Annotated in this window: 19 protein-coding genes; 7 read left to right on the top strand and 12 right to left on the bottom strand. The window is 64.1% G+C overall.

Annotation, left to right across the window (positions count from 1 at the left end; all coding sequences use genetic code 11):
• Positions 1 to 75 precede the first annotated feature (75 nt).
• The 7 genes from CIT39_RS12405 to CIT39_RS12375 form a co-directional block, all read right to left on the bottom strand.
• Positions 76 to 1,881 carry an adenine deaminase C-terminal domain-containing protein gene (locus CIT39_RS12405; protein ID WP_094975047.1) on the bottom strand — a complete coding sequence of 602 codons (1,806 nt, stop codon included), beginning with the start codon at positions 1,879 to 1,881 and terminating at the stop codon, positions 76 to 78.
• A gap of 85 nt (positions 1,882 to 1,966) precedes the next feature.
• Positions 1,967 to 2,767, bottom strand: coding sequence for an NYN domain-containing protein (locus CIT39_RS12400; RefSeq protein WP_094975048.1), 801 nt, complete (start codon positions 2,765 to 2,767; stop codon positions 1,967 to 1,969).
• 51 nt (positions 2,768 to 2,818) lie between these two features.
• Positions 2,819 to 4,318 carry a tripartite tricarboxylate transporter permease gene (locus CIT39_RS12395; RefSeq protein WP_094975049.1) on the bottom strand — a complete coding sequence of 500 codons (1,500 nt, stop codon included), beginning with the start codon at positions 4,316 to 4,318 and terminating at the stop codon, positions 2,819 to 2,821.
• On the bottom strand, positions 4,318 to 4,815 hold the full coding sequence (locus tag CIT39_RS12390) for a tripartite tricarboxylate transporter TctB family protein (protein ID WP_094975050.1): 498 nt from the start codon (positions 4,813 to 4,815) through the stop codon (positions 4,318 to 4,320). Before CIT39_RS12390 ends, CIT39_RS12395 begins: the two co-directional genes overlap by 1 nt.
• Positions 4,812 to 5,780 carry a Bug family tripartite tricarboxylate transporter substrate binding protein gene (locus tag CIT39_RS12385; RefSeq protein ID WP_094975128.1) on the bottom strand — a complete coding sequence of 323 codons (969 nt, stop codon included), beginning with the start codon at positions 5,778 to 5,780 and terminating at the stop codon, positions 4,812 to 4,814. Before CIT39_RS12385 ends, CIT39_RS12390 begins: the two co-directional genes overlap by 4 nt.
• Positions 5,781 to 5,890: 110 nt before the next feature.
• Positions 5,891 to 6,730 carry an IclR family transcriptional regulator gene (locus tag CIT39_RS12380; RefSeq protein ID WP_094975051.1) on the bottom strand — a complete coding sequence of 280 codons (840 nt, stop codon included), beginning with the start codon at positions 6,728 to 6,730 and terminating at the stop codon, positions 5,891 to 5,893.
• Positions 6,731 to 6,816: 86 nt separating this feature from the next.
• On the bottom strand, positions 6,817 to 8,946 hold the full coding sequence (locus CIT39_RS12375) for an acetate--CoA ligase family protein (RefSeq protein ID WP_094975052.1): 2,130 nt from the start codon (positions 8,944 to 8,946) through the stop codon (positions 6,817 to 6,819).
• A 350-nt stretch (positions 8,947 to 9,296) separates the two neighbouring features.
• Between CIT39_RS12375 and CIT39_RS12370 the strand changes: the two genes are divergently transcribed.
• From CIT39_RS12370 to CIT39_RS12355, 4 genes are all read left to right on the top strand, one after another.
• A complete protein-coding gene (locus CIT39_RS12370; protein ID WP_162006348.1) occupies positions 9,297 to 9,989 on the top strand; it encodes a GntR family transcriptional regulator in 693 nt (230 codons plus the stop codon).
• A gap of 60 nt (positions 9,990 to 10,049) precedes the next feature.
• Entirely contained in the window at positions 10,050 to 11,783 is a 1,734-nt protein-coding gene (oxc, locus tag CIT39_RS12365) for an oxalyl-CoA decarboxylase (RefSeq protein WP_094975054.1), read from the top strand.
• Positions 11,784 to 11,937: 154 nt separating this feature from the next.
• Positions 11,938 to 13,215: a formyl-CoA transferase gene (gene frc / locus CIT39_RS12360; RefSeq protein WP_094975055.1), complete on the top strand. Its 1,278-nt coding sequence runs from the start codon at positions 11,938 to 11,940 to the stop codon at positions 13,213 to 13,215.
• A 315-nt stretch (positions 13,216 to 13,530) separates the two neighbouring features.
• Positions 13,531 to 13,713 carry a hypothetical protein gene (locus tag CIT39_RS12355; protein ID WP_094975056.1) on the top strand — a complete coding sequence of 61 codons (183 nt, stop codon included), beginning with the start codon at positions 13,531 to 13,533 and terminating at the stop codon, positions 13,711 to 13,713.
• 140 nt (positions 13,714 to 13,853) lie between these two features.
• On the opposite strand, the gene CIT39_RS12350 is transcribed toward CIT39_RS12355, so the two are convergent.
• The 4 genes from CIT39_RS12350 to CIT39_RS12335 all read right to left on the bottom strand — a co-directional run bounded on the left by CIT39_RS12350 (position 13,854) and on the right by CIT39_RS12335 (position 15,921).
• Positions 13,854 to 14,069 (bottom strand): hypothetical protein, encoded by a 216-nt coding sequence (locus tag CIT39_RS12350; RefSeq protein ID WP_162308466.1) that lies wholly within the window; start codon positions 14,067 to 14,069, stop codon positions 13,854 to 13,856.
• A gap of 64 nt (positions 14,070 to 14,133) precedes the next feature.
• On the bottom strand, positions 14,134 to 14,376 hold the full coding sequence (locus tag CIT39_RS12345; protein WP_094975058.1) for a transcriptional regulator: 243 nt from the start codon (positions 14,374 to 14,376) through the stop codon (positions 14,134 to 14,136).
• A 99-nt stretch (positions 14,377 to 14,475) separates the two neighbouring features.
• Positions 14,476 to 14,685, bottom strand: coding sequence for a cold-shock protein (locus CIT39_RS12340; RefSeq protein ID WP_026201564.1), 210 nt, complete (start codon positions 14,683 to 14,685; stop codon positions 14,476 to 14,478).
• Between the two features lie 261 nt (positions 14,686 to 14,946).
• Entirely contained in the window at positions 14,947 to 15,921 is a 975-nt protein-coding gene (locus tag CIT39_RS12335; RefSeq protein ID WP_094975059.1) for an alpha/beta hydrolase family protein, read from the bottom strand.
• Positions 15,922 to 16,036: 115 nt separating this feature from the next.
• Here CIT39_RS12335 and CIT39_RS12330 point away from each other — a divergent pair, with 115 nt between their 5' ends.
• Complete coding sequence (locus tag CIT39_RS12330) at positions 16,037 to 16,726, top strand: hypothetical protein (protein ID WP_094975060.1); 690 nt, start codon at positions 16,037 to 16,039, stop codon at positions 16,724 to 16,726.
• A 157-nt stretch (positions 16,727 to 16,883) separates the two neighbouring features.
• Positions 16,884 to 17,327 carry an SRPBCC family protein gene (locus tag CIT39_RS12325; protein ID WP_094975061.1) on the top strand — a complete coding sequence of 148 codons (444 nt, stop codon included), beginning with the start codon at positions 16,884 to 16,886 and terminating at the stop codon, positions 17,325 to 17,327.
• 191 nt (positions 17,328 to 17,518) lie between these two features.
• Here the strand turns inward: CIT39_RS12325 and CIT39_RS12320 are convergent, their stop codons facing one another.
• Positions 17,519 to 18,850: an Hsp70 family protein gene (locus CIT39_RS12320; RefSeq protein WP_094975062.1), complete on the bottom strand. Its 1,332-nt coding sequence runs from the start codon at positions 18,848 to 18,850 to the stop codon at positions 17,519 to 17,521.
• Positions 18,851 to 19,204: 354 nt separating this feature from the next.
• On the opposite strand from CIT39_RS12320, the gene CIT39_RS12315 reads away from it, so the two are divergent.
• Positions 19,205 to 19,342 (top strand): hypothetical protein, encoded by a 138-nt coding sequence (locus tag CIT39_RS12315; RefSeq protein ID WP_162848635.1) that lies wholly within the window; start codon positions 19,205 to 19,207, stop codon positions 19,340 to 19,342.
• Positions 19,343 to 19,725 lie beyond the last annotated feature (383 nt).

Here is a 19,725-nt window from a genome sequence, read left to right as displayed (position 1 = left end):
TTTTCCACGATGCGGCAGCCGTAGAAAAATTGCGGCAGCCTCAATCGGTTAGATGAAGAAATGCGTGAAAGCGCCTCACTCGAACAGCGGCGCCAGCTCCATCTGCGGCACCAGCACGAGGCCTTTGTCGGTGATGCGAATTTCCGGAATGACCGATAGCGGGATCAAATTGAAGCCCATGTAGGGGATGGTGCAGCCGGCCTCCGCCCATTCCTTCTTCAGCGCCCTCACTTCTTCGGCGACCTCCGTGACGCGCTTGTCGGAGAGCAGACCCGCGATCGGCAGCGGAACCAGCGCCCTCACCTTGCCGTCGGCGACGACGCAGACGCCGCCCTGCTGGTCCTTGATGGCGGCGACCGCGACTTGCATATCGGCCTCGTTGGTGCCGGCAACGATGATGTTGTGGCTGTCGTGTCCGACGCTGGAGGCGACCGCGCCGCGCTTCAGGCCAAAGTCCTTGAGCAGGCCATGGGCAACATTGCCGGCGGATTTGCCGTGGCGCTCGACGACCGTAACGAAGCAGAGGCCGTAGCGCGCGAACAAAGACGGCCAATCCTTGGCGGCCTCGATCCCGACCTTCTCATGGATCAGCGTGATGCCCGGGAGTGCGGTCTTGATCGCGTTGACGGTGCAGGCTTTCGCCGGCAGCTCTGGCGTCAGCTTCATCGCCGCCTCCGGTAGCTTCACCGTCGCATAGGCCGCCTTCGGGTATTGATAGCGCTGCGACAGCGCCTGATCGAGACGCGGCGTGATCTTGCGGTTCTCGACCACGAGTTCGCCGCCATACCAGGTGCATTGCGGCTTGAACTGGTCGTCCATCAGCACGAGATCGGCGCGGCGGCCGCCACCGAGCCCGCCGATGTCGCCGTCCATGCCGAAGCGCGTCGCGCCATGCAGCGAGCCCATCGACCAGGCCTGCTCAGGCGACATCCCCGCCTTGACGGCTTCGCGCACCACCCAGTCGAGGCCGAACAGCAGCAGATCATCGGCGTCGCGATCATCGGTACACACGGCCGTGCGCTTGTGCGAGGCGCCGAGCTCGGTGATGGCGCGGATCGCCTGCGGCAGCGAGTGCCATGGCGTGGTCGGCGGCCCCCCGCGCAGGAACACCCAGACGCCGGCATCGAGCAGATCGTCGGCGATGTCGCGGTCGATCGCCTCATGGGTGTCGGTGACGCCTGACGCCGCATAGGCCGCCACGAATTCGCGACCGTAAACATGGCCGGACACGGGTCGTCCGCGCTTCAAGGCGGCCGCAAGAATGGCGTGGCTGCGCTCGTCACCCATCGTGACCGGGACAAAATCCATCTTCTCGCCGAGCCCCACGGCTTCGGGCCAGCGGTCGAACAGACCGGCGATCTTGTCCGGTGTGAGATCGCCGCCGGCCGTTTCCAACTCGGCCGACGTTGCCGGCACCGTGCTCGGCACCGTCAAAAAGATCGAGAGCGGCGCCTCGCGCGCGTCCTCCAGCATCGCCTCGACGCCGGCGACGTCCATGACGTTGCCGATCTCGTGGCTGTCGCAGAAGATCGTGGTGGTGCCGTTGAGCAGTGCCGCCTCCGCATAGGCGCAGGCCGTCACCATCGAGGATTCGATGTGGATGTGCGGATCGACCAGGCCCGGCGCGATGATGCCGCCTGCCGCATCGTAGGTCGCGACATCACGCCAGACCTTCTTCGCCGTTCCGGCCGGCTTCACCGCAGCGATGCGGCCGCCGGTCGTCCAGACCTCGCGGTCCGCATGGATGCGTTCCGAATAGGTCGAGAGCACCCGCCCGCCAGTGATGACAAGATCCGGCGCGAGGCGCGCCGAGGCGACATCGGCCAGGCGCCGGGTCATCGCATGCAGCGGGGCGACGGCGAAGCGGGTGAGTCTGGTCATCGGGACCCTCGCGTGGCGTTACGGCCCTGCGATGGTTACGCCCTACGCCAAACCGGGCAAGCGCAAATATGGCGGCACGCCCTGCTCAGGCCTTAGGCGCCGGGCCGCCCGCCGTGACCGACTTTGCGGGTCTGCGCGGGTTCCGCCGTCTTGGCGATGGTGCGGCAACGGGCTTGACCCGTATGCGCAACGCCCGGCCGTTGGATTCATCGATTTCGAACGAATTCGTCTTTCGCACAAGATCGCTCAGCTTGCGGGAGCCGTAGGTTCTCGAATCGAAATCGGGGGCGAGGTTGGTAAGCCCTTTTCCGACCTCCCCGAGAGAAACCCATCCGTCTTCGCTTTCCATCTGGGCGATGACTTTCTTGATCATGGAGATGGCTGCGTCAGGGGGTTGAAGCAGTGGCGACCTCAAGCCGGCATCCTGGGTGCTGGCGGGGACGGCGAGCAAATTCTCGGTATAGACGAACCTGCGGCAGGCCTGCCGGAAGCTTTCCGGCGTCTTCTGCTCGCCGAACCCGAAGACATCGACGCCCTGCTCCCGGATGCGGGCGGCAAGCCGGGTGAAGTCGCTGTCGGAAGACACCAGGCAGAAGCCATCGAAGCGGCCGCTATGCAGCAGGTCCATGGCGTCGATGACCAGGGTTATGTCGGATGCATTCTTCCCCGTTGTGTAAGCGAACTGCTGCTGTGGGATGATGGCGTGTTTCGACAGGATGTCGGCCCAGCCCTTCGACCTTGCATTGGAGAAGTCGCCGTAGATGCGGCGAACGCTGGCCTCGCCGATCTTGGCGATTTCCTCGAACAATCCATCAGCGATCTTCGCCGACGCATTGTCGGCATCGATCAGGACAGCGAGACGGGGCGAGCGAAGTTCCGAAGGCATGACGTTTCCCCAAGATGGACGCAGCATTAGACGACGCAAGCGTCGGGACGGCTAGTCCTCGTTCGCCTTGAAGCGCCCCATCCCCTTCAGCACGAAGGGCGCCAGCAGCGCGATCAGTGCCAGCGCCAGCAGCGTGGCCGAGATCGGGCTCTGCAGCAGCGTCATGGGATCGCCGAGGCTGATGGCGAGCGCGCGGCGGAGCTGGCTCTCTGCGATCGGGCCGAGGATCAGCCCGACGACGACGGGCGCGATCGGAAAATCGAACCGCCGCATCAGGAAGCCAAGCACGCCGAAGCCGGCCAGCATCGACAATTCGACCACAGACGGCTTGGCGGCAATGGTGCCCATGGTCGCGAACACGAGGATGCCGGCATAGAGCCATGGCTGCGGGATAGCCAGCAGCCGCACCCACAGGCCAACGAGCGGCAGATTGAGCACCAGCAGCATGCAATTGGCGATGAACAGGCTCGCGATCAGGCCCCACACGAGGTCGGGCCGCTCGGCGAACAGCAGCGGTCCGGGGTTGAGGCCGTATTGCTGGAAGCCCGCCAGCATCATTGCGGCGGTCGCCGAGGTCGGCAGTCCCAGCGTCAACAGCGGCACCAGCGTGCCGGCGGCGGAGGCGTTGTTGGCGGCTTCCGGTCCTGCGACGCCTTCGATCGCGCCCTTGCCGAATTCTTCGGGATATTTTGTGAGACGCTTCTCGGTCGAATAGGACAGGAAGGTCGGGATCTCCGCGCCGCCCGCCGGCAGCGCGCCGATCGGGAAGCCGAACATCGTGCCGCGCAGCCACGGCTTCCACGACCGCTTCCAGTCTTCCTTCGTCATCCACAGCGAGCCGCGTACCGGCTCGAGCTTCTCCTCGCTGTGGTGGCGGCGCGATGCCACATAGAGCGCTTCGCCCACCGCGAACAGGCCGACCGCAAGCGTCGTCACCTCGACGCCGTCGAGCAAGTCAGGAACGCCGAACGCCAACCGCGCCTGTCCCGTGAGCTTGTCGATGCCGACGAGACCGAGCGTCAGGCCGATGAACAGGCTGGTCAGGCCGCGGATCGGGGAATCGCCGAAGGTCGCCGACACCGTGACGAAGGCAACGCACATCAGCGCGAAATAATCCTCGGGGCCGAAGCGCACGGCGAAATCGACCAGCCACGGCGCGAGGAACGCAAGACCGATGGTGGCGATGGTGCCGGCGACGAAGGAGCCGATCGCGGAGGTCGCAAGCGCCGGCCCGCCGCGGCCGGCCTTGGCCATCTTGTTGCCTTCGAGTGCGGTCGCCATTGAGGCGCTCTCGCCGGGCGTGTTGATCAGGATCGCGGTCGTGGAGCCGCCATACATGCCGCCATAATAGATGCCGGCGAACATGATGAGCGAGCCGCCGGGGTCGAGCTTGTAAGTCACCGGCAGCAGCAGCGCGACCGTCAGCGCCGGGCCGATGCCAGGCAGCACGCCCACGGCGGTGCCGAGGAACACGCCAATCAGCGCGTAAAGCAGATTCATCGGCTGGACGGCGACCGCCATGCCGTGGGCCAGCGCGGCAAAGGTGTCCATCACAGCAGTCGCTCCAGCGGGCCGGTCGGAAGGCTGAGCGTGAGCAGCCGGTCGAACGCGAGATAGATCAGGGTCGACATCACGAGGGCGATGATGCTGTCGACGAGAATGGCCCGGCGGCCGAAGGCTGCCGACGTCGTCACGAACAGCGCCGAGGTCGCCAGGATGAAGCCGCCGCCGAAGCCGATGATGGCGATCAGCAGCGCAAGGCCGATGAGGATCAGAACCACGGGCACGGGATCGGCGCTCTCGCGCACCGGCAGATTGCCGCGCAACGCGTCGACGAAATTGCCGATCGCGAGCAGCGCAAGGCCACAGGCGACCACCACCGGCATCGCCTCCGGCCCCATCCCGTACATCGTGGTGGATGACAGGCCGCGCGCGTCGAAGACCAGCACCGCGGCAAGAACTGCAAGCAAGGCCGCGATAACGATGCCGGCGCGATCGACGCGCCGCGGCGGCTGGGCGGGATCGCCAGACGCGTTATCTTGGGTCATGATTTGACCAGGCCGACCGATTTCAGCACGTCGGTGACGCGCACGGTTTCCTTCTTCAGGAAGTCGGCGAAGGCGTCACCGCCGAGATAGGCGTCTTCCCAGCCCTTCTGCTTGAGGATTTCCTTCCAGGCGTCCGACTTCACCATCTTCTCGACCGCATCGCTCAGCGTCTTCTTCTGCTCGGGCGTGATGCCGGGAGGTGCCACCACCGACCGCCAATTGGCGATCACGAGGTCGATGCCTTGTTCCTTGAACGTGGGGATGTCGCTGCCCGGGATGCGCTTCTCCGAGGTCACGCCGATCGCGCGCAGCTTGCCGGACTTGATCTGCCCGTCATATTCGCTCAAGCCCGAAATGCCCGCGGTAACTTTGCCGCCGAGGATCGCTGCCAGCGACTCGCCGCCGCCGGAGAACGGGATGTAGTTGATCTTCTTGGGGTCGGCGCCGACCGCGCCGGCGAAGAGGGCCGCCATCACATGATCGACACCGCCGGCCGAGCCGCCGGCGAAAGTGACCTTGGCGATATCGGCCTTCACCGCGGCGGCCAGATCCTGCGCGTTCTTGATCGGCGAATTGGCGGGCACCACGATCACCTGGATTTCCTCGGTGAGGCGCGCGATCGGCGTCACCTGATCGAGCGTCACCGGCGACTTGTTCATGGCGAGCGCGCCCACCATGACGAAACCGTTGACCATCAGTTGGTTGCCGTCGCCCTTGGCACCGTTGACGAATTGCGCGATGCCGACGCTGCCGCCCGCGCCGGGAACGTTGACGACCTGCACGCTGCGCGCGATGCCCGCGGCGACCAGCGCCTGCTGCATGGAGCGCGCGGTCTGATCCCAGCCCCCGCCGGGAGCCGCCGGCGCCATCAGCTTGAGCTCGAGCTGCTGCGCAAAAACGGGCGCCGTCGCTGCAAGGGTCAGCGCGACGGCTGCGCCGGCAAGGCGCGCGGGAAAATGGAACATGAGGACGCTCTCCAGGCTCATGCGGACATTCGCCGCATTGTGTCGTTTGGTCGCATATCAACCAAAACGGCCGGGCCTGTCCAGCGACATCCCCTGGACGACGCGCGTGGTCAGCGGGGCGCCGGGATCACCCCACCGAGGGCGGCCGTCAGCTCTGCGGCGACGTCGCGGACGATTTGCCCGATTTCCGGCAACCTCTGATCGGTCATCCGGCCGGTCATGCCGGAGACTGAAATCGCCGCGAGCGGATCGGCACAGTCGTTGTAGACCACCGCCGCAACACAGCGCAGTCCCATGCAGGCTTCTTCGTCGTCGAGCGCAAAACCCTGCTTGCGGATTTTTTCGAGCTCCTTGAACAGGTCGCTCGGTCGCACGATCGACCTCTCGGTCAGCCGGGGCATGCCGTGATGGCGGATGACGGCGCCGACGTCCTCGTCGGAATAGGTCGCGAGCACGGCCTTGCCGACGCCCGACGTCACCATGGGAACGCGGCCGCCGACCAGGGTCAGCGAGCGCATGATCTCGCGGCTTTCCATGCGGGTTAGCACGATGATGAACTCGTCGTCGACGACGGCGAGATTGGCGGTCTCGCGGGTGAGATCGCGCAGCTTGCGCAAGTAAGGAATCGCCTGCGCGGAAAAATTGCGCCGCCGCGCAAAGCTCGCGCCCACCGTGAAGGCGCGCGAGCCGACATGCCATTTGGACTGCGTGCGATCGAACTGCACGAAGCGGCGGCTCTCCAACGTTGCCAGCAGGCGGTGCACGGTCGAGGCTGACAGGCCGGTGCGCACCGCGAGATCGCTGAGGCGATAACCTTCGTCGTCCTCGGCCAGCGTTTCCAGGATCGACAGCGCGCGATCGACGGACTGCACGCCGCCGTCGCGCGTGTCGTTGTCGGCCTCCGATGATCGAGGCTCGAGCGATTTGCGCCGGATCACGTTCTTGCTCATCGCGACCTGACAGTTGTCACCTCTCCCCGCGCTTGTCCGCCGAAGCCTCGGCGAAGGCGGATGCGAGGAGAGGTGAAGTCTTCGTCTCAGAGCAGCCCTGCCCCGCGCGCCCATTTGTACTTGGCGCCGAGCACTTCGACCGGCAGCTCGGTCGAATAGGCATAGGCCGGGATGCCGTTCTGGTAGAGATATTCGGCGGCTTCCTCGACCTCGACGTCGCCCGCGAGCGAGGCGACGATTGGCTTCACGAAGCCCTTGGCCTCCATCTCCTTCTTCACCTCGACCATGTTGCGGGCGAACACCATCGGCGGCGTGACGATGGTGTGCCAATAGCCGAGGATCAGCGAATGGATGCGCTCGTCGGAGAGGCCGAGCTTGACCGTGTTGACGTAGGTGATCGGCGGCTCGCCGCCGGTGATATCCACGGGATTTCCGGCCGCGCCAAACGGCGGGATGAACTTGCGGAAAGCCGCGTCGAGATCCGCCGGCATCGACATCAACGACAGGCCGTTGTCGACGCAGGAGTCCGACAGCAGCACGCCGGAACCGCCGGCTCCGGTGATGATCAGCACGTTCTCGCCCTTCGGCGTCGGCAGCACCGGCACGCCACGGGCGAATTCGAGCAATTGCCGCAGGCTGCGGGCCCGGATCACGCCGGACTGCGCCAGCACGTCCTCGTAGATCTTGTCGTTGCCGGCGAGCGCGCCGGTGTGCGACGAGGCCGCCTTGGCGCCGGCCGAGGTACGCCCGGCCTTGAGCACGATCACCGGCTTCTTCTTGGAGACGCGCTTTGCGGCCTCCGCAAAGGCACGGCCGTCCTTGAGGTCTTCGCAGTGCTGCGCGATCAAATTGGTGTTCGGGTCCTGCTCGAAGAAGGCGAGCAGATCGTCCTCGTCGATATCGGACTTGTTGCCGAGGCCGACGATCGCCGAGACGCCCATCTTGGCCGAGCGCGAGAAGCCGATGATGGCCATGCCGATGCCGCCCGACTGCGACGATAGCGCCGCGTGGCCCTTGACGTCGTAGGCCGTGCAGAAGGTCGCGCAGAGATTGGCCGGCGTGTAGTAGAAGCCGTAGATGTTCGGCCCCATCAGGCGGACATTGTACTTCTGGCCGATCTCGACGATCTCGGCCTGCAATTCCGGCGCGCCGGCTTCCGCGAAGCCCGACGGGATCAGCACCGCGCCCGGGATTTTTTTCTCGCCGCATTCGACAAGCGCCGCGGCCACGAACTTCGCGGGGATTGCGAACACCGCGGTATCGATCACGCCCGGCACGTCCTTGACGCTCTTGTAGGCCTTGTAGCCGAGGATCTCGGCCGCCTTGGGATGGATCGGATAGATGTCACCCTTGTAGCCGCCGTTGATGAGGTTCTTCATCACGGAGTTGCCGATCTTGCCGTCCTCGGCGGAGGCGCCGACCACAGCCACCGCCTTCGGCTGCATGATGCGGCTCATGGCAGCAACGATCTCTTCGGTCGGGCGCGGCTTCGGCTTCGGCACATAGGCGAAGTCGACGACGATGCGCACGTCGGCGGCGGTTGCGCCCTTCGCTGTCGCGAACACCGGGTTGAGGTCGAGCTCGACGATTTCAGGGAAGTCCGTCACGAGCTGCGAGACCTTGACGATGACATCGGCAAGCGCGTTGCGGTTGACCGCCTCACCGCCGCGCACGCCCTTGAGGATCTCGTGCGCCTGGATGCCGTCGAGCATCGAGAGCGCATCTTCCTTGGTCGCGGGCGCGAGACGGAAGGTAATGTCCTTCAACACCTCGACCAGCACGCCGCCGAGACCGAAGGCGACCAGCTTGCCGAACGAGCCGTCGGTGATCGAGCCGACGATGACCTCCGTGCCGCCGGCCAGCATCTGCTGCACCTGGACGCCGTCGATCTTGGCGTCGGCCTTGTACTTCCTGGCGTTGGAAAGAATGGTCTCATAGGCCTTTTCGGCGTCTTCGGCGGTCTTGAGGCCGACGATGACGCCGCCGGCTTCGGTCTTGTGGAGAATGTCCGGCGAGACGATCTTCATCACCACCGGGAAGCCCATCGAGGAAGCCATCTTGCCGGCCTCGCCGGCCGACTTCGCCACGCCCTCCTTCGGCACCGGAATACCGTAGGCGTCGCAGACCAGCTTGCCTTCCGGGGCCGTTAGGCTGGTGCGGTTGTCCGCCTTGACCTGGTCGAGCACCTTGCGGACGGCATCTTTGGAATTGGACATGTGGCTTCTCCCTTAAGCTCAGTTCGTTCTTTTCAAAGCGCGCGCGTGGTTTGCGGCTGCCCGTGATGCTTGCCATTCGTCGCGCTCTGTTCCATGTCGCGGAACGGGTGGCACAAAGCGCTGGACACCTCCGCCGCCGTGGATCAAAAATGGCCGGCGATGGCATTTGGTATGCCAGAAGCCAACTTGTCAAGCCGCGACGCTTATTAGAATACTGCAAAAAATAGCCAGCTTGACATTCTGGTATTTGGTATGCCAAAAACTTTCCCGTTAATAGTCATGTAAAAGACGACTCCCACTGGAGGAGATTCGTCGTGTCACTGCGGAAACCAACCAAGGCGTTGCCGAACATGGCCGAGGCAGATATCGCAATCGTTCGTATTGCCCCGGAGTCGAGCTTCAAGAACAAGGCGTATGACGCCTTGAAGGAAGCCATCCTCAAGATGGACATCTACTCGACGCCCGAGCCGGTGATGCTGGACGAGCGCGCGCTGTCCGAACGCCTGGGCGTCAGCCGCACCCCGATCCGCGAAGCCATCGCGATGCTCGAGCAGGACGGTTTCGTGAAGACGGTTCCGCGCCGCGGCATCATGGTGGTGCGCCGGACCAAGAGCGAGATCGTCGACATGATCCGCGCCTGGGCGGCGCTGGAGAGCATGGCCGCGCGCCTCATCACCACCACCGCGCGCAAGAAGGACATCACGGCGCTGCGCGACTACTTCAAGGACTTCAGCAAGGACCGCCTGCCCGAGGATCACGTCGAGGAATATTCGCGCGCCAACATCGCCTTCCACCAGGCGCTGATCTCGCTGTCGGAATCGCCGGTGCTGGTCGATCTCACCAACGACCTCCTGCTGCACGTGCGCGGCTATCGCCAGCTGACCATCGGACGCAAGGATCGCACCGCGACCTCCCTGCCCGAGCATCTCGGCATGATCGAAGCACTGGAGGCGCGCGACACCGAGCTCGCCGAAAAGCGCGCCCGCGATCACACCCTCGGCCTTGCCGCTTACGTCGAAGCGCACGGTCAGGAACTCTTCTAGCAACGTTCACCAGAAGGGCGAACAACTCGCCCCAGTATTGAGACCAGGGAGACAAGGCCCATGCTGAACACCGCGACCAAGTCCGAAGCACCGGGCACCGAGCAGGAGCTGACGGATGGCTTTCATCTCGTCATCGACGCGCTCAAGCTGAACGGCATCAACACCATTTATAATGTGCCGGGCATCCCGATTACGGATTTGGGCCGCATGGCGCAGGCGGCCGGCATTCGCATGATCTCGTTCCGCCACGAGCAGAATGCCGGTTATGCGGCGGGCATCGCCGGCTATCTCACCAAGAAGCCCGGCATCTGCCTCACCGTCTCCGCGCCCGGCTTCCTCAACGGGCTCACCGCGCTCGCCCACGCCACCACCAACTGTTACCCGATGATCCTGATCTCGGGCTCGTCCGAGCGGGAGATCGTCGACCTCCAGCAGGGCGACTACGAAGAGATGGACCAGCTCGCGATTGCGAAGCCGCTGTGCAAGGCGGCCTATCGCGTGCTGCACGCCCAGGACATCGGCATCGGTCTCGCCCGCGCGATCCGCGCTGCGGTCTCGGGCCGTCCGGGCGGCGTCTACCTCGACCTGCCGGCCAAGCTGTTCGGCCAGGTGATGAACGCCGATGCCGGCCGGAAATCGCTGGTCAAGGTGATCGACGCAGCACCTGCGCAGATCCCCTCGCCGGCTTCGATCAAGCGCGCGCTCGACGTGCTCAAGGGCGCCAAGCGCCCGCTCATCATCCTCGGCAAAGGCGCGGCCTACGCCCAGGCCGACGAGGAGATCAAGACCTTCGTCGAGAAGAGCGGCATCCCCTTCCTGCCGATGAGCATGGCCAAGGGCCTCCTCTCCGACACCCATCCGCAATGCGCAGGCGCTGCCCGCTCGACGGTGCTGAAAGAGTCCGACGTCGTGCTGCTGATCGGCGCGCGGCTGAACTGGCTGCTCTCGCACGGCAAGGGCAAGAACTGGGGCGAAGCGCCCAAGAAGTTCATCCAGGTCGACATCGAGCCGCGCGAAATGGACTCCAACGTCGAGATCGTCGCCCCCGTGGTCGGCGACATCGGATCGGTCGTGTCCGCGTTCAACCAGGCCATGGCGTCTGGCTGGACCGCCCCGCCCGCCGAATGGACCAAGGCGATTTCGTCCAAGCGCGAAGAGAACGTCGCCAAGATGGCGCCGAAGCTCATGAACAACAAGTCGCCGATGGACTATCACGGCGCGCTCGGCGTCTTGAAGAACGTCATCAAGGAGCATCCCGAGGCGATCCTCGTCAACGAGGGCGCCAACACGCTCGACCTCGCCCGCGGCGTGATCGACATGTACCGGCCGCGCAAGCGTCTCGACGTCGGCACCTGGGGCGTGATGGGCATCGGCATGGGCCAGGCGATCGCCGCTGCGCTCGAGACCGGTCACCCCGTGCTCGCGGTCGAAGGCGACTCGGCGTTCGGCTTCTCCGGCATGGAGGTCGAGACCATCTGCCGCTACAATTTGCCGATCTGCATCGTCATCTTCAACAATGACGGCATCTATCGCGGCACCGACGTCAACAGCGTCAACGCGGATCCCGCGACGACGGTGTTCGTCAAGGGCGCGCGCTACGACAAGATGATGGAAGCCTTCGGCGGCGTGGGCGTCAACGCCACCTCGCCCGACGAGCTCAAGCGCGCCGTCAACGAGGCCATGAAGTCCGGCAAGCCGACACTCATCAACGCGGTGATTGATCCGGCCGCCGGCTCGGAGAGTGGCCGCATCGGCAACCTCAATCCGCAGAGCGTTCTGCAGAAGAAGAAGTAAGCGGCCGCCGGGTCATTCCCCGCGCAGGCGGGGAATCCAGTAATCGCCGGACCATCCATTGTGGCGAGCACTGAGCCCAACCGAAACGACAGCGAATATTGGATGCCCGCCTTCGCGGGCATGACGGAAACAGAGTGGTAACAGGAGCAACAGCATGACCAAAGCGCTCACGGGCGTTCGCATTCTCGACTTCACCCACGTTCAGTCAGGACCGACCTGCACGCAGCTGCTCGCCTGGTTCGGCGCCGACGTGATCAAGGTGGAACGTCCGGGCGTGGGTGACATCACCCGCGGCCAGCTGCAGGACATCCCGAACGTGGACAGCCTGTATTTCACCATGCTCAACCACAACAAGCGTTCGATCACGCTCGACACCAAGAACCCCAAGGGCAAGGAAGTCCTCACCGAGCTCATCAAGAAGTGCGACGTGCTGGTGGAAAACTTCGGCCCCGGCGTGCTCGACCGCATGGGCTTCCCCTGGGAGACGATCCAGGCGATCAACCCGAAGATGATCGTCGCCTCGATCAAGGGTTTTGGCCCCGGACCGTACGAAGACTGCAAGGTCTATGAGAACGTGGCGCAGTGCACCGGCGGCGCAGCCTCCACCACCGGCTTCCGCGACGGTCTTCCGCTCGTCACCGGCGCGCAGATCGGCGACAGCGGCACCGGCCTGCATCTGGCGCTCGGCATCGTCACCGCGCTCTATCAGCGCACGCATTCGGGCAAGGGCCAGCGCGTCACCGCCGCGATGCAGGACGGCGTGCTCAACCTCGCTCGCGTCAAGCTGCGCGACCAGCAGCGCCTCGCCCACGGCCCCCTCAAGGAATACAGCCAGTTCGGCGAAGGCATTCCGTTCGGCGATGCCGTGCCGCGCGCCGGCAACGATTCCGGCGGTGGCCAGCCCGGCCGCATCCTGAAGTGCAAGGGCTGGGAGACCGATCCCAATGCCTACATCTACTTCATCACCCAGGCCCCGGTCTGGGAGAAGATCTGCGACGTGATCGGCGAGCCCACCTGGAAGACCGATCCCAACTACGCCAAGCCGGCAGCCCGCCTGCCGCGCCTCAACGAGATCTTCGCCCGCATCGAGCAGTGGACGATGACCAAGACCAAGTTCGAGGCGATGGAAATCCTCAACAAGGACGACATCCCCTGCGGTCCGATCCTGTCGATGAAGGAGCTTGCCGAAGACCAGTCGCTGCGCGCGACCGGCACGGTGGTCGAGGTCGACCACCCCACCCGCGGCAAGTACCTCTCGGTCGGCAACCCGATCAAGCTGTCGGATTCCCCGAGCGACGTCGAGCGCTCCCCCCTGCTCGGCGAGCACACCGACGAGATCCTGCGCTCGGTGCTCGGCTTCAGCGACCATCAGGTCGCCGACATCCACAAATCCGGCGCGCTCGACCCGCCGCAGAAGCAGGCCGCCGAGTAAGCGGGCGTAACGGTGAACGACGAAGGCCGCCGGTTTCGGCGGCCTTTTTGTACGGGCCGAAGGAACCCAACGCAGCCGGAGGCCGTTATTCTTTCGACCGGCGTACTTGGAAAGTTGGAGTGTGCGGGTACGGCGAGTGACCAAGCCTCGCGCCAGCCCCGCCCGACATTGAAGAATGATCCACTCTGCCGTTCTGAGGGTGACTAGTCAGTCCATATCGGCTTAAAAGCGGGAGGCGTCGTGTCCGGCGCTCGCGGGCCATGTCCATTGATCCATGTCCATTGATCCATGCCCGTTGATCGAAGCGAGGTTGAAATGGTGAAGGACCAATCCACTGATCGGGCCAAGCGCGAAGCAGACAAGGCGTTCAAGCCTGTCACGACGCAGAAGCCGATGAATGATTATGCGAAGGACCAGCACTCCCAGAACGAGAATCGCGAGCGGCTGAAAGCCGAGCGATTGGCGCGCGAGGCAGGGTTGAAAGGGCTTCCCGAATAGGAAGCGTCCTGTCGCTGACGACGATCTGGGATCCGGCCAACTGAAGGCCGCCGAAATCGACGTCTGATGTCGATCTGAAGCGCAGTTGTTTTCCAAGCATGATCTTTTTGGGAGCCGCTACGCGCTTCCCTGATCAGGCGTTACAGCATCGAGAGGACGACGATGCCGTCTTCGAGCTCCCCGGACGTCAGCCGGGTCCGCGCGATGCGCTCGAACTCGGTTCGGTGCTTCTGAAAATAGCTGAAGGCCTGTTTCTGCGTTTGATATGTCGTCGCGAGCCGGCACGTCTGCCGGCCTGCACCAAGCGCCAGAAAAAAGGTGATTGTGCCCCCACCGTCCGACTTGGCTCTACGCACGACCAGCACTCCTTAGCATGTGACCGGTCCCTCCAGATGTCGTCAGGGGCGCTGCCGAAGTCGACTATTGCGGCGGTTTCTTCTTGCGCTTCGTCGGGGTCGGTGCCGGCAACGATGCGCGAAGGGTTGCGTCAGCCGCTTCCTTGGCTTGGCGCAGCTCTCGAAGCCGGGCCATGTTCTTGCGAACCTCGACCCCCTGCTTTTCGGCATCCGCCATCGCCCGCGCTCCTTCTTCAGCCGCCAGGCGCTGACGGTTGGAACGCGCGATACCTTCGGGTGACGGTTCGGCCGATTTCTTGGCGCTCATCCTTCACCGTGCTCCACAACAGACAAAACCCGCTCAATCCTTACGATCGAGCGGGCAGCGTCACCGTTTCAGTACATCCGTGAAACGGCACCAGAGAGCTCAAGCCAGCGAGAGATTCTCAGCGCTGACTTTGCCCCGCATCTTGTCGGTCTTGGCCTCGAAGTTGACCTTTTGGCCCTCAGCGAGACCCGCAAGACCAGCCCGCTCGACCGCGCTGATGTGAACGAACACATCGTTGCCGCCGTCGTCGGGCTGAATGAATCCAAAGCCCTTCTGGCCGTTGAACCACTTCACGGTACCTGTCGTCATTTTCTTCTCCAAAGCGCGCGAGCGCATATCCCGCGTGACGCTCACGCGGAACCAATTCAACTCGTCGATGTCTCTGGAAAAAGAGCCCGCGGGCGCATTCAACAAGGCACAGCGGCTGAACGAACGGATTTAAGGTATACCTCACAATCCGCACTTGCACAATCCCCACTTGCAAGGCTTGGCCAAGCTTATTTGCACCAGGGAACGGCGGGAACGGTCCCTGATCTGAGGCGACTACCCGGGGCATCCTTGGGCGAACGCTCAGTGATCTCCGCCAGAGAGCTGCTCACGGAAGAACGTCACGACCGCCGCGTTGAACTCGCGGTGAAAGCCTGCCCGGTCGAACCCCGCCGGCACGTCCGTGCAGATGCGCGGGACAGCGGCCGCGAGTTCGGGAGAACACGGAGCGAGGAACGCAAAGTGGCCTGCCGGCACGACATGAATCTCCGGCTTGCCGGGCAAGCCCTCGGCGACGCGTTCTGTTCCTGAACCGTCTCCGACGCCAGGGCCGCCGAATTTCGAGCGCCAGAACTGGAACGGCACCTTGACCACAGCGAGGTTCTCCCGTGTCAGGAGGCCAGGCGCGGGGTCTATGATCACGGCAGCGCGGATACGCGCATCGTGGATCGGCTCTGGCGGCGTCACGCCATTGTGCAGCTCGGCGCAGGCACCGGTGGTCTCCTTGCAGAGGCTCGCGATCCTCGCAAAATCCGGCCTGGTGCCCATCAGCACGAAGCCGGTAGCACCGCCCAGCGAGAAGCCGAAGAAACCAACTTTGGCGGGATCGATCACTGCCCTGTCCTTCCACTCCTTCAGCATGAAATCGAGCAGGCGGACGATATCTACGGGGCGAGATTCCCAGACGGACAAGGTGTTGCGCCGCGACGAGTCGTTGGCGGTGTCACCGGGATGATTGATGGCGGCGACGATGAAGCCGGCATCGGCCAGTGCCTCGGCCGTGTCGTGCTGCTGGCCGAAGAACCCACCCCGGCCGTGCGAGTAGATCACGAGCGGCAGCCTTGCACCCGTGACGGGACAATCCTTCACACCCCTCAAGTCGAAATCGGCGTCGACTGAAAGGTTGCCGAGCGCCACATGCGCCGGCTCGGTCGCGCATGGATACCAGATCGCGCCTGACAGCGCCGGATCGGATTGGAGCAGCTGGATGCCAGCGGCCTTGGCAGGCGAAGCAAGACAGCAGAGAATGGCGGCAAAAGCCCAAAGCGTCCTGTGCAACGGAGCCCCCTCATTTCGCGCAGGAGTTGAACGAAGGACGGCAGCGGAATTGTGGCTTTTGTTGATGAAGCGTAGACACTGGGGCTGGTCTTAACGCTCGGAATGGGAGGTCACGATGTCACTTCTGGGCAAGGCCGCCGTCGCGATGTGGTGGAGTATCCGTCCGGACCAGCGCGAGGAGTTCAGCGACTGGCATTCGCATGAGCACTTTCCGGAGCGGATGAGCATTGCCGGCTTCCGGCGCGGTTCGCGCTGGACAAGCACGACGGACGCGGAAGGCTTCTTCGTGCTCTACGAGCTCGAACAGTACGAGGTCCTCACCTCGACTGCATATCTCGACCGGCTCAACGCGCCGACGCCATGGTCGACCAAGATGATGCCGCATCATCTCGGCATGGTCCGCAGCCAGTGCGGGGTGGCGGCGAGCTTCGGCGGCGGCGTCGCGAGCTCGCTCGCGACCGTCAGGTTGTCGCCGGAAGCCGGACGGGATGCGGAGTTGCAGATGAGTCTCACCGAAACGCTCGGCGCATTGGCGCAGCGGCCGGGGCTGACAGGCGGCCATCTCCTTCTCACCGACACGCCTCGCATGAGCGCGCCCACGACCGAACAGCAGATCCGCGGCAAGGACGGCGCCGCCGACTGGATCGTCCTGCTGTCGGGTTACGATGCGAATGTGGTCGAGGACGTGACCGCCGGCCAATTCTCGCCGTCATCACTTCGCGCAGCGGGCGCTCGCGAGGATATCCTGGTTGGCCGCTTCAGACTGTCACTCACGATGACGCCGCAGGATGTCGCAGCCACCTAGCAGACCGGCCGGACGACCTCTAAAAAAATCCAGTTCGCCTGTCGGATCGGCGGCTTCGCGGTCGTCCTCGTGACATGAATGGGCCATAGACGCCAATTTTGAGACACCAATTCTGAGACACCAATCCTGGGCCCATCAATCACTGAGGACAACAACCATGCCCAGCACGATCCGCCTGCACCGCGTTCTCGCGACCAGCCCGCAAAAAGTCTATCGCGCCTTCCTGGAGGCCGATGCGATGGCGAAATGGCTGCCGCCGAACGGCTTCACCTGCACCGTGCATCATTTCGAGCCCAAGGTCGGCGGCACGTTCAAGATGTCGTTCCGGAATTTCACCACGGGCAACAGCCATTCGTTCGGCGGCGAATATCTCGAGCTCCTCCCGGGCGAACGCCTCCGCTACACTGACAGGTTCGACGACCCCAACCTGCCCGGCGAGATTGAGGTCACCGTGGTCCTGAAGAAGGTTTCGGTCGGCACGGAAGTGGACATCACGCAGGCCGGCATCCCCGACGTGATTCCGCCCGAGGCCTGCTATCTCGGCTGGCAGGAATCGCTGCGCAATCTGGCAAAGCTCGTCGAGCCCGAGATCAATCAGTAGCGTGCAGATCGGGTGGGCACCAACTTTGTGGCCATCCTTCGAGACGCCCGCCGTTGGCGGGCCCTCAGGATGAGGATCGAGTGCGCGGCACCAGTTTCAACGAGCGACGGTGCCGCTTAGCCTCATCCTGAGGAGACCGCGAAGCGGTCGTCTCGAAGGACGAGGCGCGCACTTTGATCGCGCAAAAGGCCCTACCCGCTCGCCTTCGCCTCGAGCCCGCCGCCGGCCGTCCAGCGGTCCGGATCGGGGCTGTGCCCGATCAGCGCGAGGCCATAGGCGATCGACTCGAACTGGTCGCCCGACATCAGCCGTTCGTTGCCGAACCGCTCGGCGAACAATTTTCGCACCGCGGGCACGAAGGACGTGCCGCCGGTCAGGAACACCTTCTCGATCTCGCGCGCGGTGACGCCGGCTTCGGCCAGCACCTTGTCGACGGTCGCAGCAAGCCGCGCGATATCGTCGGCAATCCAGGCGTCGAATTTCTTCCGCGTGATGGCCGCGCCGATATCGACGCCACCGCCCTTGAAACGAAAATCCACCTCGTCCTGCACTGAGAGCGCGACCTTTGCGTCCGACACCGCGCGGTACAGCGAAAAGCCGAGGTCGAAATCGACGATGGTGATGAAATCCTCGAGCAGCTTCGGCTTCAACGCGGTGCGCGCGAGATCCCTGAGCTCGCGCAGATCGCCGTTGCTCTTCATCATCGCCAGTTGATGCCAGCGCGCGAGGTTGGTGTAATGGCCGCTGGGGACCGGCAGCACCTTGTCGAACGAGCGGAAGCTGGAGCCCTTGCCGAGCCGCGGCGAGACGACATGGTCGACGATGCGATAGTCGAACGTGTCGCCGGCGATGCCGATGCCGGCGTGTCCGAGCGGCTCGGCGCGGAGGGCTCCGCCTGTCCGCGAGAAACGCATCACGGAGAAGTCGCTGGTGCCGCCGCCGAAATCCGCGACCAGCACGGTGGCATCGCGCTCCAGCCGGCGAGCAAAGGAGAACGCCGCACCGACGGGCTCGTAGACGTAGCGCGCATGGCCGGCGCCCAGGCGCTCGAACGCGGCGCGGTAGCGCTGCATCGCCAGCGCCTCGTCGGGATTGCCGCCGGCGAAGCGCACCGGGCGGCCGACCGTGATGTTGGACGTCTCGAAGCCGAACTTCTCGCCGCCATGGCGCGCCAACGTCCGCAGGAACGCCGCCAGGATATCCTCGAACTTGAAGCGCTGCCGGAACACCTGCGTGGTCTGGAAGCTGGAGCTCGCAGCAAAGGTCTTGAACGACTGCAGGAAGCGGTAGACGTGGCGTCCTTCGAGGAACGTCTCGATCGCCCAGGGGCCGCCCTCGGCCTGGGCGCCGGCGCCCGGCCGGTCCTCCCAGAAGCACAAAGCCGACACGTAGACACTATGGCGCTGTCCGCCGTGGTCGAAGCGGATGGCCTCGACCCGGCGATCGTCCGCCGCGATCGCGACGACGGTGTTGCTCGTCCCAAAATCGATGCCGATCGAGACGGCGGGCGAGGCGCTCGACATGAACCACTCTGACAGATGATTGGAAAAGGGGGCGAACCACTAACGGCTTTGCATCGCCGTGCCAAGGCCCGCTCGCTGCAGTGCGCCCCGGAACTTGACGCCCGTTGCCGCGAGACTCCCGCTGCGGGCCGATAATTTGAGCCCTTTTTTCCGTCCCTCGGCGGCGAAAGATCCGCGGACCGCGCCGCGCTTGCAATCTTATGTCCGAAACGGCCCGTTAACGAAGCGTTATGCTGCAATGCGAGAGAGCGCGTGCTGCTATGCAAACAGGCGCGTAGACTTTGGCATCTGGTATACATAGAGTTCCTCTCGAAATGAGACAGCACTGCTGACCGTCTCGAGAAAGGAATTCCGATGTCCAAGACCGCTTCCGTCGCTCTCGCCCCCTCCGCCTCGCTGTTCGCCCGCCTGCTCGCCTCGATCGACCGATTCTTGATGGCGAGCGCGCAGGTTTCCAACCGCAACGGCGACCTGCCCCGTTTCGGCCTCTGAAGCGCGCAGGCGCTTCGACAGAAACAGAGCCTGCTCGCCGGAAAACCGGCAGACCGACATGGCCCCCGAAAGGGGGCCATTTTTTTGTCCTCGCGCGGCCTCCTGCCGGGGCAAGTGCGACGATTGGTCCGGCTGGGCGCCAGCTGATCCAATTGTTTGTCCACTGGCATCTCGCATACCATTATTCAAAATAATGGTGGCGCAACCCAAGGTGTTAAGCAGGGTGCGTGATGCAGGGTGGGAGCGGCCGAGAAACTTATCCCAAAGAAGCGGATGCCGGGCCTTGTCCCTCCTCATAAAGTTCAGTTGGTAAGACCACTGCAATGGGCGATCCGCAAAGGATGACCCAAGGCACGTAATCCGGGATGGGCTGACGCAAGCCG

Source organism: Bradyrhizobium symbiodeficiens, from assembly GCF_002266465.3.
Taxonomy (GTDB): Bacteria; Pseudomonadota; Alphaproteobacteria; order Rhizobiales; family Xanthobacteraceae; genus Bradyrhizobium; species Bradyrhizobium symbiodeficiens.
This window is presented reverse-complemented; position numbering and strand designations above follow the sequence as displayed.